This window comes from Sphingobacterium sp. NPDC055431, from assembly GCF_053644255.1.
On the sequence record NZ_JBSHLH010000013.1, the window covers coordinates 89989 to 104920 of the forward strand.

15 protein-coding genes are annotated in these 14932 nt (G+C 37.0%); 7 read left to right on the forward strand and 8 right to left on the reverse strand.

Features of this window, described 5'->3' with window-relative positions:
* Positions 1–237: 237 nt before the first annotated feature.
* Entirely contained in the window at positions 238–2475 is a 2238-nt protein-coding gene (locus tag ACWIB3_RS12605; RefSeq protein WP_454291767.1) for a S41 family peptidase, read from the forward strand.
* Between the two features lie 8 nt (positions 2476–2483).
* Here ACWIB3_RS12605 and ACWIB3_RS12610 read toward each other — a convergent pair whose 3' ends face one another.
* Positions 2484–3206: a hypothetical protein gene (locus ACWIB3_RS12610; RefSeq protein ID WP_454291768.1), complete on the reverse strand. Its 723-nt coding sequence runs from the start codon at positions 3204–3206 to the stop codon at positions 2484–2486.
* Positions 3207–3412: 206 nt separating this feature from the next.
* On the opposite strand from ACWIB3_RS12610, the gene ACWIB3_RS12615 reads away from it, so the two are divergent.
* On the forward strand, positions 3413–3892 hold the full coding sequence (locus tag ACWIB3_RS12615; protein WP_454291769.1) for an energy transducer TonB: 480 nt from the start codon (positions 3413–3415) through the stop codon (positions 3890–3892).
* 19 nt (positions 3893–3911) lie between these two features.
* Here ACWIB3_RS12615 and ACWIB3_RS12620 read toward each other — a convergent pair whose 3' ends face one another.
* The gene (locus ACWIB3_RS12620; RefSeq protein WP_454291770.1) at positions 3912–6110 is read right to left on the reverse strand and encodes a TlpA family protein disulfide reductase; all 2199 of its coding nucleotides are present in this window, start codon (positions 6108–6110) and stop codon (positions 3912–3914) included.
* Between the two features lie 118 nt (positions 6111–6228).
* Complete coding sequence (locus ACWIB3_RS12625; RefSeq protein WP_313258596.1) at positions 6229–6753, reverse strand: DinB family protein; 525 nt, start codon at positions 6751–6753, stop codon at positions 6229–6231.
* Between the two features lie 167 nt (positions 6754–6920).
* Here ACWIB3_RS12625 and ACWIB3_RS12630 point away from each other — a divergent pair, with 167 nt between their 5' ends.
* The 3 genes from ACWIB3_RS12630 to ACWIB3_RS12640 all read left to right on the forward strand — a co-directional run bounded on the left by ACWIB3_RS12630 (position 6921) and on the right by ACWIB3_RS12640 (position 8571).
* Entirely contained in the window at positions 6921–7442 is a 522-nt protein-coding gene (locus tag ACWIB3_RS12630) for a hypothetical protein (protein ID WP_454291771.1), read from the forward strand.
* A gap of 92 nt (positions 7443–7534) precedes the next feature.
* Positions 7535–7921 (forward strand): hypothetical protein, encoded by a 387-nt coding sequence (locus ACWIB3_RS12635; protein ID WP_454291772.1) that lies wholly within the window; start codon positions 7535–7537, stop codon positions 7919–7921.
* Positions 7918–8571 (forward strand): sigma-70 family RNA polymerase sigma factor, encoded by a 654-nt coding sequence (locus tag ACWIB3_RS12640; RefSeq protein WP_313258606.1) that lies wholly within the window; start codon positions 7918–7920, stop codon positions 8569–8571. Before ACWIB3_RS12635 ends, ACWIB3_RS12640 begins: the two co-directional genes overlap by 4 nt.
* Before the next feature lie 101 nt (positions 8572–8672).
* Here ACWIB3_RS12640 and ACWIB3_RS12645 read toward each other — a convergent pair whose 3' ends face one another.
* The 5 genes from ACWIB3_RS12645 to ACWIB3_RS12665 all read right to left on the reverse strand — a co-directional run bounded on the left by ACWIB3_RS12645 (position 8673) and on the right by ACWIB3_RS12665 (position 13069).
* The gene (locus tag ACWIB3_RS12645) at positions 8673–9101 is read right to left on the reverse strand and encodes a hypothetical protein (protein ID WP_254528583.1); all 429 of its coding nucleotides are present in this window, start codon (positions 9099–9101) and stop codon (positions 8673–8675) included.
* A gap of 143 nt (positions 9102–9244) precedes the next feature.
* Positions 9245–9538, reverse strand: a complete 294-nt coding sequence (locus tag ACWIB3_RS12650) for a hypothetical protein (protein WP_185211594.1) — start codon at positions 9536–9538, stop codon at positions 9245–9247.
* Positions 9539–9545: 7 nt separating this feature from the next.
* Positions 9546–10163: a M17 family peptidase N-terminal domain-containing protein gene (locus tag ACWIB3_RS12655; protein WP_313258614.1), complete on the reverse strand. Its 618-nt coding sequence runs from the start codon at positions 10161–10163 to the stop codon at positions 9546–9548.
* A 371-nt stretch (positions 10164–10534) separates the two neighbouring features.
* Positions 10535–11161 (reverse strand): response regulator, encoded by a 627-nt coding sequence (locus ACWIB3_RS12660; RefSeq protein ID WP_185217119.1) that lies wholly within the window; start codon positions 11159–11161, stop codon positions 10535–10537.
* A 3-nt stretch (positions 11162–11164) separates the two neighbouring features.
* The gene (locus ACWIB3_RS12665) at positions 11165–13069 is read right to left on the reverse strand and encodes an ATP-binding protein (RefSeq protein ID WP_454291773.1); all 1905 of its coding nucleotides are present in this window, start codon (positions 13067–13069) and stop codon (positions 11165–11167) included.
* Between the two features lie 185 nt (positions 13070–13254).
* On the opposite strand from ACWIB3_RS12665, the gene ACWIB3_RS12670 reads away from it, so the two are divergent.
* Together ACWIB3_RS12670 and ACWIB3_RS12675 are read left to right on the forward strand one after the other, a co-directional pair.
* Entirely contained in the window at positions 13255–14328 is a 1074-nt protein-coding gene (locus ACWIB3_RS12670; protein WP_454291774.1) for a TolB family protein, read from the forward strand.
* A 205-nt stretch (positions 14329–14533) separates the two neighbouring features.
* A complete protein-coding gene (locus ACWIB3_RS12675) occupies positions 14534–14911 on the forward strand; it encodes a hypothetical protein (RefSeq protein WP_454291775.1) in 378 nt (125 codons plus the stop codon).
* Positions 14912–14932 lie beyond the last annotated feature (21 nt).

Sequence of the window (14932 nt, forward strand, 5' to 3'; positions counted from 1 at the left end):
AAAGCTTAATTACCTTAATTTAGCGATTTATAATGAAAAGTTTAGGTAATAATCAAAAGAATCTACATCAAACAACATCTACGGGGAGCTTATAATGGTTGTTGAAAATTATTTCTGTATTAATTAGTGAATAGTTATCTCGGATATTATTACTTCACATATTATTTAGTTATTTTTAATTTATTAGCACATAGATTAATTTACTAACTATTGACCAATCATTTATAGAAGCCGATTATGAAAAAGCACCTCCTCAATTTCCTAATTATCCTATTAATTCCAATCTATGGATGTTCTCAAAATCTAAACAGATCCAATGATCAGCCTTTAAACCTTGACTTTGAAAAATTCAATAATGGATATCCTACCGATTGGATAGATTTCGGAGATGGTGATTATAAAATCTATATCGATTCCAATCAGGCTAAAAACGGAAAATATGCTGCCGTTATCGAGAGTACTGAAGGCAACCATGTGTTTAAAGCTCTGGCATTTACCCTTCCCAATAACTATCAGGGCAAAACCATTCGCCTGACCGGCAGTATCAAAACCGAAGGCGTTACGGATGGATATGCAGGCCTCTGGATGCGAATAGATCCTCAGCTTGCTTTTGACAACATGGACAAACGAGGGGTAAAAGGCAATTCAGATTGGAAAGAATATGAAATAACTCTAAAATTAAATCCTGCGAAAACGGAAAGAATCCTAATTGGAGGATTACTTACTGGTAAAGGAAAAATGTGGTTAGATAATTTACAGGTTTCAATCGATGGAAAAATAATTGGGAAAGATGAAATCGAAATATATAAACGTGATTTACTTCCAGCTGATAAGGATAATGAATTTGACAAGGGCTCAAATATTACTTTCCCTACTTTGACCAATGAATCCATCAACAACCTGGAATTGCTTGGTAGAATTTGGGGATTCATGAAATACCATCACCCAGAAGTTGCAAAAGGAAAGTATAATTGGGATTATGAATTGTTCAGGATCTTACCTCCATATGTAAATGCAAAAAATAACCAGGAACGCGATAAGGTTATTACAACATGGATTGAAAAATATGGGAAAATAGCAGCTTGCACGACCTGTAAACCTAGCCCAGAAAATGCTGTTTTAAAGCCTGACCTATCTTGGATTGAGAAATCAAACCTATCAAATGAAATTAAAGTCTTGCTGAATGAGATCTACAACAACAGGAATCAAGGTGAAAACTATTATATTAAACTCCATCAATTCGTTAACAATCCTGATTTCACTAACGAGAAACCATACAGCAATATGCCCTATCCTGATGCTGGCTTTAGATTATTGGCTCTATACAAGTATTGGAATATGATGAACTACTTTAATCCCTACAAACATCTGACTGAAAAAGATTGGAACACGGTATTGAAAGAATATATTCCAGGATTCCTAAATGCTGAAAATGAGTTGGAATATGAGCTGCTGGCCTTGCAAATCATTGCTGACGTCAAAGATACACATGCCAATTTAAGGGAAGGCGGAGATAAGATACAGGAATTAAGGGGCAAGAACTTTGCTCCTTTCAAAGCGGAATTCATCGAGGACAAATATGTTGTGACGGATTATTATAATCCTGAATACGTAGATCAAGCTAAGTTAAAGGTCGGCGATATCATAACCCATATCAACGGAAAGGATATCGGGTCTATAGTAGACAGTTTAGCACGGTATTATCCTTCATCCAATCATTCCGTTATGCTAAGAGATATTTCTGCAGACCTGCTAAGATCAACAAACAGTTCCTTGCATATTAAGTATGTGACAGATGGCAAAAGCCTTCAGCATGAACTCCCATTATTTGATAGAGCAAAACTAAAGATGTATGGCATGTACAGGATCAATCAGGATGAAAAAGCATATAAGATCTTAGATGGAAATATTGGTTATATCACCTTAGCAAATATCAAAAATGAAGACTTCCATATGATCAAAAAAACTTTTAAGGATACAAAGGGTATTATCATTGATATCAGGAACTATCCTTCCAGTTTTGCTCCATATGCATTGGGACCATTTTTTCTGTCAAAACCTACAGCATTTACAAAATTTACCTTTGCAAACCCGAAAAACCCTGGAGAATTTACTTTCACCAATCCTGTGACCATCAATCACGATCCGTTATATTACAAAGGGAAATTGATCATTTTGGTCAATGAAATATCCCAAAGCCAAGCTGAATTTACGACAATGGCCTTCAGAGCGGTGAGCAATTCAAAGATTGTTGGGAGTACCACGGCCGGAGCTGATGGAAATGTTTCAGTAATCTTATTGCCTGGTGGATTGAGGACCTCGATTTCTGGGATTGGGGTTTATTACCCTGATGGAACTGAAACCCAAAGGGTGGGCATTATTCCAGATATAATCGTAAAACCTACCATTAAAGGAATCAAAGAAGGTAAAGATGAAGTTTTAGATAAAGCCCTTGAGCTGATAAATATGAATTAAGAACCTATTTATTTCGTAGTAATAATTGCTACTCCATTTTTAGCTCTTACGCCATAAAGTGAGTCTGCCTTTTGCTGATTTAGGATTTCGAAAGATTTAATCCTTTTCGGATTGCTTCTTTCAAAACGGGTGTAATCCTCTTCTTTTCCATTTACGAATAGCAATGGAACACCTATCCGCTTTATTTCTCCGTTCTTTTTTTCCCAAGCATCCCAACCACTAGGACCTATCCTCAGTTGGTATCTAAGGCGCGTCTTCAATTGGTATTCAGCATCTGCTAAGGTCATGATTAATCGCTCTTGAGCACTCCTTCGATCTATCACGGTTTCAATCTCTTCTAAATACTTATGGAAGCTCTCTAATTCTGCCGCAGACATCCCAGGTTCGTAACTGGAGATCTTATGGCTTCGACCAGCAGTTCTATACGTGATTTCAAAAGGGAAATAACCGGTTTTTTGATTATTATTTGATTGAACACTTAGAAGTTTGGTCTTATCAACTAACCTGAGAAACTTTGTTTTCTCTTTATCTGATAATGGTAATTTATGATAGGTACCACTTGTACTATCCATCCTACCTAGATTAGGACGAATTTGCTGCCATAGAAAAAGTGAGTCATTGGAATACTCCAATTCAGCGATCCTTAGATACGTTAATTCGGAGGTTTTTATTTGGCCTTGACTAATAAAAGGAAATAAAAATAGGATAAATACGGAAAGTAATATTTTCATAAAACGGTATTAATTAAGGATGGTTATTAATATAGCTAGACTAATGGTTTTGATATCGTAATTATTAAATAACAACTCTATCTTATCCTAATCCTTTAATTAGGATTAAATTTTACAGAAAGTTACATAAAATTTTAATCTTATTTCGATAACTTAAGGTTTTAACCAACCAAAGGAATTAATAACCTAAAAACAATTTAACCAATATGAATCCTTTAAATAAATATACTGTCCTGCTTATATTGTCCATTTGCTCTATCAGTCCCCTATTCGGACAAACCTGGATTCAAAAATCTTTTAGCCAAGCCATCGAGAGCGTGATGATGAGGCAATATATTGAAGATTCATCCTTAACCAACAAATTTCAACCTGTGGATAAGAACGCTGTACCTACAATTGGGCCTCATGATTTTGTCCAAAAAATTAATAATAGCTATCGATTTCCAAACGATGCAGTAGACCATAAAGTTGAGGGCTATGTGGAAGTAAGATTTTATGTAGATGAAAACGGAAATGCCATGGACTATAAAATAGTTCAAGACCTGGGCTACGGAACAGGACCTGAGCTCGTAAAGAGACTAAAAACCCACGAATCTTGGTTTCCTGCGAAATACAAAGGAAAAGATATAGGCGTTTGGAATAATTACGTCCTATATCTAGATTTCCGAAATCTCACAATCCGTTAAATTATCTAATATGATTTCTTTATAGGCTTACAAATTCCTCAACTAAGCCTTTCCAATCTTGCCCAAATTCAATTGGAATCATTTTTCCTTCAGGACTGATCAGCACCTTTGATGGATAGCCGGTAATCTTGTAATCAGTCTGTACTTTTCCATCTGAGATCAAAACGGGGAAGCTGTATTTATTCTTACTGATAAAGTTTTTAAGATCACCTTCCTGATCATAACAAGAGATTGTCAAGATCTTTAATTTATCCTCCATCAAGGCATATTTCTTTTCATAGAGCGAGTTAAATTCAGGAAGCTCTGCGACACATGGCCCACACCATGTTCCCCAGAAGTCGATAAAGGTCCATTTGCCTTCAAAATGAGAAGGTGCAACTTCTTGACCTAACAGATCTTTCAACAAGAATGCGGGTGCATTTTCAAGTTTTGGAAAAACATCAGATTTCAAAAAACTTGAAAAGCTAGCTTTATCATAGTTCCCATGATAAAATTGCTTCAACATGGAGAAGCTCTTGGCCGGAGATTTTGCAAATTCTGAAATATACTCTTTGAGAACAGAATCCTTCCCAGAACGCTTACCCAATTCAGCTAAGTAAACCTCCGAATAGTCCTTCTTTGCCCCAGTAAAAACGTTGTCGTAGAAACTTTGGTATTCATATTCATTATTCCCTTTTGAAGATAAATCATAAGCCTTTTTCAAATATAATGCTCCCAATTCTGGATCCTTATCTTTTATTGCCTCAAAAAACGAAAAATTCACAAAAGCAAGATGCGCCTTATTGATCAGCCTTTTGTCCTTGATTTTATCCTCAGCAAGGACTGCCAGCCTTTTTTCGAGTTTTTTATACTCCTCAATATCGGTTCTGCCATTGACAAATTGTTTTTGAATCAACAAAATAATATATCGCCCAACATTTCCATCCTTCCATTCATTATCATTCAATGCAAACATTTCATCAATACCCTTTTGAATTGCTTGATTATCTGAAGATCCCTTATATGTAGACCAGACTTTCATTGGGCCAATGAAGCGCTTTTCTCGATCAGTTAATTTCGTAAAAATAGCATCCATACGGTCTATGCTACTTTGGTTATTTGATTTGACGTGTTGAGATAAACCCGATTGTAAATAATCATAAAGGTAATCATCGGTTAGCAAAGCAGTGGTTTCCAGGAAGTCTTCCATGGCCAAGCTATCTATTCTAACCTTATTGATAAGATGGTAAGTATTGACAAGGATTCTTGAAGGTGTTTTCATCAGCACCCGTTTATAATTAACGTAGTCTTTCCTGGTTTGATAGGTAGGTAATATTATTTTTAAATAATTGGGATCAGCACCAAACTGTTGCCCATAATCACTGATATATTGTTCGAATTTGACGCTATCAACTTCTTGGTTATGTCTGAAATGCTTACTTCTATAACTACCTTTTAAGACCATGGCACTAAATTGTGGATCCAGTTTTTCCACTCTTGTCCCCTCCTCTCTATTAACTACTGATAGCTGACTATATTTATAAGTATTACCATCAATAGTTGCTGTCCCAGCTGCTTTGGCATTTTTTGCTATTATATATTTAGTTTTAGGATCAAACCTGATTTCGGAAGTTTTCAGACTGTCTTTGCTATTCGTTCTTTCAACTACCCAAGCCTTCTTATTTCTTTCTTTTATTTTATAGGTAAATGCCCCTAATTGAAATTCAGATTGCTTTAATTGCTCTGGTTTAACATGGGCAAAGTCATTGAAATAGACATCGTTAAAAAGGCTTTCATAGCTATTGCTGATTAAAAAAATCTCATCCTTTAAAAGTGTTAAATTAAATTCCTCCTTTAAATTTGTCAATTTTTGGTTGAATGCCGCAGTATCCTGGACAAGGACTTTATTCTCAAAAGTTAAAGGATAGTTTATATAGGATTGGACAAATCCTAAAAAATTGCGTGAACTCCCTAGCCCATCAAGTAATTCAGCAGTTTTTAGCGTAGAGAAATTTACGGATTGATCCTTTAGATCAATTTCTTCCTTGCCATCCAAGCTCAATTCCAGTTGTTTTTGTTTTTCTGTATTCTTGGATTCACGAACAGAAATATAAAAAGTCGTTTGTGTGGATTGGTCATTACTGACATTCGTCTCCACAATCTTATAATGGATTGGAAATTTTTGCGCAAAAGCCACCTGGGCGAATAGGACAAAAAAGAAAATAGCAATATTCTTCATGGCATAATAATTAGTTAATTAAATATAACTCCTAAAGAGCATATTAGCAAAACCTTAACCTTTTATTAACTATTGAAAAATATTGCTAGTTGATTTACCAGAATTAAGATAATTCTTATTAATAAGCAATACTATTATCCACATCATATTTCATTCCGGGATAATCCAAGATTCTACGCATCAAAGCCATCTGTCCGCATAAGTAGTCTTCTCGACCAATGCACATGCCTACAAAGTTTAATTTATCCTCCTTAATAAAGGGCACCTGCATTCCCATCTCGAACGTTTCAGCCAAAGTTGCATCATCAGCTTCCAACAAGGCTTGATAAACTTTTGGTGAAATCTGATAGAAATTATCAAGCAATTGCTCTAATGTTGGGTACTCCTTTTGTGTATCCAAGGTCTTTCCCATATAAAATAGGTCCTGATAAGGATCCTCTTCTTTTAATCCTAAGATGTTTCCCATGCTATAGCGCACATTCACATAATTTCCGGCCATCCAAACCAGATGGTTTGTCCGATTATCAATTCTCTTGAGTGCGTTCTCTTCCGAAATACCGTCCAGGACATTGATAAAGGTTTGGGTATGCATTCTATAAGCGGGAATAATGATGTTCAATTGTGCTGATTTTGCTGTATCCATGATAATTAATTTATTAGTGTATATCAAAGTTAGCCCTTACGGAAAGAGAAATACTTGTCCTATGGCAAGAATTCCCTCTCTATTAAATAATGAAATAATTCACGAATAAAGAACAACTAATATTTAGATTTAACTTTACAATAAACTTAACGGTGAACACCTGAATAATGGAAAATCTAGAACTAACCACTTTCATCTTAAAAGAAAAGAAATACAGCATCCGCGATATCAACAAGATAGATACCTCCCGATTTATCCCAATTAAAGATATTTCCCAGCTAGACCCTGACAAGTTAGACCGAGATTATATAGATGGTGTTCTGTATATGAAATTCAATGGGGAGACAATTATGGATTTCACTTTCTGGGACGATATTGTAGATCTTTGGCATTACTTAATCAATTCCCTGGAGGAGGTGATCATACAGGATGAAAGCAATTTTTCATTTCCGAGCCAGCCGCTGCCGGTTTCCATTAAAATCGTTAAGGACAGGATTCGGATGGTAATAGATGATAAATCGATCAATATGAAGGCAGACCAATTTCTGGAAGTTATGCTTCAGGAGGCCATTACATTCTTTACGGCAATGATGTCATTATTTCCAAGACAGGAAGCTGAATTCCATCAAACGATATTAAGGATTTATAAAATAAAACTTAGCTCAGAAGAAAGATTTACAGCCTATTAAAGGGGCTTTTTTCAAATATTTCAAAATTCCTTGTAACCTTTCTCGATGTCATTTACCCTAAATAAATACAAACGAATTAAAAAGGTAAAAACATGGAAAATACTATCAAAAATCACACCCTGAATTCAACATACAATTTATTGAAATATGTCTTTGTCGTGGTCCCCATAGTGGCGGGAGCTGACAAATTCACTAACTTACTTACAAATTGGGAACAGTATGTCAACCCATCGATTGCTGACCTCCTCCCCTTTTCTGCAGCCTTGTTTATGAAGATTGTGGGGTTAATTGAAATAGTAGCTGGTTTAATCGTATTCAAGAAACCAGAATTAGGAGGATTTATCGTTTCGGCTTGGCTTACGTTGATCGCCCTTTCCTTATTGGCCGGATTTAACTATGTAGATGTTGCAGTTCGGGATTTGGTGATGGCCATTGCGGCATTATCCATGGCTAGATTGGCAAAAATCGTAGGACAATGATAAAAGAACAATTTGAACAATTAACAGAGGTTGAAATCATCGATCGGGTCTTAGATGGCGACAAACCGCTTTATGAAATTATTGTAAGGCGGTTTAATACCTACCTATATAAAATTGGACGATCGTATAACTACAACCATGAAGATACCCAAGACCTGATGCAGGACACTTATATTGATGCCTTTAAGTGCTTGGCTCAATTTAAGCAAGGTTCAAGCTTCAAGACTTGGATCATCAGGATCATGCTCAACAATTGCTACAGGAAGAAAAATAAGTTCAGTTTCAAGAAAGAAACTGTCAATGAGATTATCAACGAAAATGAAATGCCTATGTTCAACTCAAACAACGATGCGCAAAAGGAGATCTTTAGCCATGAACTGGGGAAAATTATCGAAGCGTCCCTATTGAGGATTCCTGAGGACTACAGGATGGTTTTCTCCCTACGTGAAATCAATGGGTTGAATGTAGCAGAAACCTCTTCCCTACTTGACATCAGTGAAGCGAATGTAAAAGTGCGTTTAAATCGTGCAAAGGCTATGCTCAGGACTGAAATCGAAAAAACTTATTCGCCAGAGGAACTATTTGAATTTAATCTCTGCTATTGCAATCCTTTTACGGAGAGAGTCATGAAAAAGATCCATGAGATTTAGTGCAGCTTTATTTATATATCCATATCTATTATTTGATAAAAATGCGAAGTTTTCACTTCGCATTTTTTGCCTTAATATGGAAAAGTTAAGGTCAATAGTCTTTATTGTTTTGATCCCTCGAAACTGTACATTTCCTCTCCTTCAGCAGTTACCTTTGATACAAAAGACAACGCTTTGTTAGAATTGGAATAGACTAATATTCCCTGAGGTTCTGAGCTTTCAGTCAATATCCCTCTACCGGAATTATTGTACACCTGAACTTCTTTTACTGGAAGTTTTAAGCTGCTGTTTTTTACAGTAACCTTGACCTTATTGTCACTTACTTTGCTAATTTCTAGGAGTTCATTAAATTTTTTCTCTCCACCTACGATATCAATGGTTCCTTTGAAGGTTCCGATCACTTCGTCAATACTGCCTGAACCAGTTTCTGGCTCCTTTTCATCCTTGGAACAGCTAGTAAACAACATAGTCATGCCCACAAACATCAAGCAAATGGAAAAAATAGCTTTTAAATTTTTATCTCTTTTCATATTGAATAATTAAATCTTCTGGTTCGGAAGAAAGTTTGATTGAATACATCAAAATTATCACCCGAAGAAATAAAATTCAATACCTGCAAACCGGTATAATAAAACACCTGTTTTTAGTTACCAAAAACAAATTGTCCCAATACCTATCCTTTATCATCAACAATCTTCTCATAGGTTCTTTCGCCTTTTTCATTGATCATGACCAAACCAGAGCCCCCTTCATTATTCAAAAAGAAATAACTGCTGTTTCCTTTCGGATGGCTAAATTTGATATGGGTTCCTTTGCTGTCCAGTTCTAGCACTGCAGATGGGAAATCAGGATTAGGATTCTGGAGTTTTATGGAAGGAAAACCATTTTCAACCGAGATGATCAATCTAGAAACACCTGCTGCATCTGTGATGTGCAATTCTTCGGCCTTGAGTATTTTCTTGGACATATACGATCTAATTATTGTTGATTAACTTTTGAAAATTCCCTCTGAATTTATCCGCCTTAACATCAAAATCCGTATATCCTGCATCAAAAAACCATTTCTTGATGGAAGGAGCTTTGACCAAACCGAGTTGGTGAAATTGTTCTTGCCTATCGATACGTTCCTTTAAAGCGGAAAGCATCTGCAAGGAAAAATCTCCATCGGGCTCAATACCACTATCCAATATACTCGGTGCAATCGCTACACTTTCCATATTTAGTTGATAAGCTAACCTAGTAGCAACACTCACCGCATCGGCACTCGTCTGTCCAGACCAATCTTCCGGTCTTCCCAAACCAATTATGAGCAATCTTTCAGATTTGATCTTCCCAAGGCTTTGGTCAATCAATAAGGTATCCAGATAATTTCCGGTAAAGACCTTCTGATCCCTTAAAGTAAACAGTAATCCGTCCATGGCATCATTAAGATGCAACAGCCCGCCTACAGGTTCCTTTTGGTTTATTTCGTGGGTAAATAAACAGGCACAACTTAAATTAACCTCAGCCATGGAGGCATCCCAAGTAACTAATTCTATTTCTACGGATTTGTAAGTGCCGATTTGGCTTCTTTGAACAGATGGAATTGACATAATGTTTAAATCGAAAAGAAATTTTAATAATTCTGTGATTAAATTTTATAATCAAAACATTAGGTTTCCAAAAATGTTTTCCAGAAAAATAATTATTGCAAATTCATTTCTTTTTCACGATTCGTTCAGAATTAGAAATGTGTAAAAGAGAGATTCAGAGCGCAGCGAAGAATCTATTTTTTATTTTTTTAAGAATCCTTGTCATCTCGAATCGTAAGATGAGAGAACTATTTTTCTTTTTTTGTATGCCGGTAAAGAGGATTATTTGAAAAAGATTTCCCCCCCTAGGGGTTATCCGAATGACGATTCAGCCTACTACAAACATTCCACCTGGTTTTTTCCATAATCCAAGCCAAGTTCTCCAATAAAAATCATTCATCCAATCCCAAATCCTTTATCTTCTGCAGGAGATTAACGGTTTTGTTAACATTGAATTTTTGCATCAGATTCCTGCGATGGGTGTCTACCGTAAATGGACTGACAAACATAATTTCAGCAATCTGCACTGAACTCAAACCTTCAGAAAGGTATTTTATCACCTCCTTTTCTCGTCGGGTAATGGGTGGAAATTCCTCGGATAGGTTTACCTTCGAACTCCCCAAACTTTTTTGCGCATTCAAATCCAGGTAAACACCACCTTCATAAATATGGTTTATCGCCTTAACGATTTCGTCCATTGCCGCACTCTTAAGCAAATAGCCTGATGCACCGCCATTTAACATCCTCAAAATGATGTTCCTATCATCCAGATTGCTCAGGGCCAAGATCTGTAAATCGGGATGCTCCTGCTTCAATTCAACACAAAGATCAATACCATTCCCATCCGGCAATTGAATATCTAACAGTAGTACATCAGCCTCCACTTTCGAGATGATATCCCGAAGTTCTTTAGCTGAGGATGTAGAGCCTATTATTTCAATAGTATCGTGTGCGGCAAGATAACTTGTTAATCCTTGGGTAATCAAGGGATGATCATCGCAAATAACAGTTCTAATCATAATTTACAATTGACATTCAATTATTATATGTGTTCCTTCTCCAGGTTGGGAATCAATCTTCAATGTCCCTCCTATGCTCTTCAATCGGGATTCCAGATTATCCAAACCCATATTTCGCTGTATACTTTCAGGGTTAAAACCCTTTCCATTGTCTTCCGCTTCAATCATCAGGAAACCATTTTCTACTGAACATTGCAGCAATATTTTTGTTGCCTGCGCATGTCGGACCGCATTGGTGACCAATTCCTGTACAATCCTATAAATAGAGAGTTGAATATTCTTGTCCTTTATTCCCTCCAAACCCTGTCCATAATAGGAAATTGGGCTACTGCCGGATTGCATGGATTGACAAAAATGTCTAATCGCTTCATCCAATCCATTCCTTTTCAATACCGAAGGCTCTAAATTTTGGGCCGTCTGCCGCAAATCGGTGATGACAGTCTCCAACTCATTGACTACAGTGGGTAGGTCATTTTGTTCCGAATCCCTAGCAATCCGTTCCACATTCATTTTCAATCCCGTTACCCTACCTAAAAGTCCATCATGAAGTTCTCTGGCCAAGCGTTTTCGTTCTTGCTCTTCCCCATCGACCAATGCCTTTGCCACATCGATTTCACGCTGTTGTTTGAGTAAAAGGGTATCCTTCATATTCCGTTTTTTCCGAGCATTCCAGGCATACCAGACCCAGAGGCCAAAAATACTGGTCAACAGGATCCCTCCCAGTAAGATTGCCCTGTTCAGGATATTGCGGTTTTCGAGCAGAACGATCTCCTGCTCCTTTTCCTTTGTCCGATAACGAGTTTCCAGCTCCGCCATTTGCTTTTTAAAATCCAATGAACCCAAGCTATCACTCAGCTGTTTATGCTTTCTGATAATTTGATATGCAGCCCCCATATTCCCTAATTTCGCCTCCATTTCCGCAAGGTCACTCATCAGACCTAATCGGTTCTTGGTCATGGCTGATCCTCTTGGATCGCGCAATAATTCTTCGAGCTCAACCTTCGCGGCTTGATAATTTTCAATCAAATTATATACAACAACCTTTTCATACTTTAAATAATAGAAATCCCAATAGGAATTATATTCCTGAGCCCATTCCAATCCTTTCTCGATACTTTTCAAGGCCTCCAGATAATTTTTCTGCTGAATCAAGGACCTCGACTTATTCTTGTAATATGCAGCAGCTAGTTTCTTGTCCTCCAACTTATTCAATAATTTCTCTGCTTTACCCAAAACACGGTCTCCCTTTTCTATTTCCCCCATCGCGTAGAATAAATCAAACATATTGAGATAGGTAAATAATAGGTTTCCTGACTCCTGTTCAGGCGTCCGAACCAATGAGACTGCCTTTTCAAAATAATCTAAAGCCTTCTGGTATTCTTTATTGTTATAGAATACCATCCCTACATCTGTAAAATAACTCAATAACAGATCATTATCCCCCGATTTTATGGCAAGAGGGATACAATAGGTCAAAGTGATGTCCAAAAATGATTTATCGTTATCTGCCTGCTGCTCTAGCGAACCGTAATTATGCCACAATCTTGCCCGATAGCCGTAAGCAGCAGGCTTATCTATATCCTTGAGGAATTTTTCAGCCTCCATGTAGAGCTTCTGACTTTTTGGATTGTCATAGCCATAGTAAATCCCAGCTTCATAAAACAAATAGATTCCTCGCAGGTAATCTTTCCCTTCGACCAAAGGCTGGGCTTGCCTAAGCGTCTCAAAAGCTTTTGCTGTATCGCGATAAGACCAGTAATCGGAAAGTTTTACCAAAGCAGTAAATTTCTCTTCCTTGGTTTTGGCCTGCTCGAGATTCGACTGTAATGCAGGAAGTTCCTGTCCACTCGCCATAAGATGTAGCAGAATCAAAAATAAGACGGCAATATGAACGCGAACGAAAGGCATAAGTATGCATTAAGATACATGGATTTTATCAAAAATGTTACGCTAATAATTAAAACTACTGGAAAACCAGTAGAAGGTTTTAGTCAATTTATAGTATTGCTATAAAAATGGTCTGGATTTAACTTTGTATTAAGCTTTTGAAAATTGCAAAATCAATCAGGTTTACACGAAATAAAGGACGACCCATGCTTATAAAAACAATAAAAACAATCTTCCCTTTCATCATTGCCATTATCCTTTCTTTAACTGCTTGTAGCAAAGATGACATCATGGGAAGCGATAGCAAAGCAATAAAAAACCTGCCGGGAAGCATATATTGGTATTTTGCAGGTGAAGTGGGCTACATGGATTTTGGATCAGGAAAATATAATGACAAATGGATAGGAATCGGCCCAGGAAATTCTAGGTATGATAGTTATGACATTAGTTGGGACAATAAAAAGACCCTGCTGACCATGGATGTTGAAGGTGCCTTTAATTTTACGGAAAGAAGATTTGTCCTTCGGGATAAAGGTGCAAAAATGGATTACAGTTCCCTACAGGACGGAAAAAATGTTTTTGATATCACCTATGAAGCAGATGATATTGAAATTACCGATGCCCATATCTCCCCAAATGAAAAATACCTCGTATTAGATGCTCAACATTTTGCGGATATGCCAATAACCATCATTGACGCGGCAAACGGCAATTTTATAAATTCCTGGTATGTGAAGGGGGTAAGTTTCTTGAATTATGGCATTCCTGTCTGGACTGCAGACAATACCGTCTTTTTCAGGATTGGCAATTCGGTTTATAAGAGTTCTGCGGCAGATGGTTTTAAGACCGCTCCGAATGTCTTTACCCAAAGTGGAATTAGTTCTGTTACTGTCAATCCGCAAGGTACAAAACTGGCATTCCGTAAGGATAGACACCTATGGATGTGTGATATAGATGGAAGCGACATGAAGCAGATCACGACCAGTGAATTATCAGAGGTGATCAGCTACGATGGCGAACACCGGCCTACCTTCTCCCCTGATGGAAAATACATAGCCTTTACAGGAGCGAGTAAAGGAGGAACTCCTTGGAGCGACCATGACTATGCTGATGGCTCATGGGTTGCATCTGTCGGTGGAAAATATGGATACATCGTAATCATCCCTGCCGATGGAAAAATGTATGATCTGGAGAAAAAGGATAGTGGAGCAATTTGGCTGAAACAACCTGATGCCGATTATGCAGGCGTGCCTTGCAGTGCAAATCTGATCTGGAGATAAAACAATGTATGATTCAACCTATCTAGGATAGGCTTCTCATAGTAATAAACAAAGTTTCAAAGAAGCAAACAGGCCAAATGGTCTGTTTGCTTTCTTATTTTATAAAGAAATATATTCTCAAATCAATTATAGCCTAGAATATTCTTCATAACCTTTTTATAACATTTTAGATTTTCTTAGTTTTATAATTATCAAAACTGATAAAATGAGTACCCAAATCGTAATCATCTTTGTGCTTGCCCTGCTTGCTGTATCTATCATTGATACCTTAGGTTCAATTATCGCTTTCAGATTCAAATTCAATTACGCTTATTTCATCATCTTTTCATTTGCTATCTATTTTCTAAGTGGCTTTTTTTTATCCAGGTTTGCTTCTGCCAATACCGTACTTTTTTTATCCGGCATGGTTGGCTTTTATGATGGTACTGTTGGGGTAGAAATAGCCAAGCGCTTCAATGGATACCAAGAGTCCGATCTTAAACTTATCGAAAAAAATAAAAACATACTTGGAATAGTATCATTTTGTCTAGCTCTTATTTTTGGCGGATTAGGTAGATTCCTCTATACATTAATGGCTGGATAATCCATAGACATTTCCTAAAAA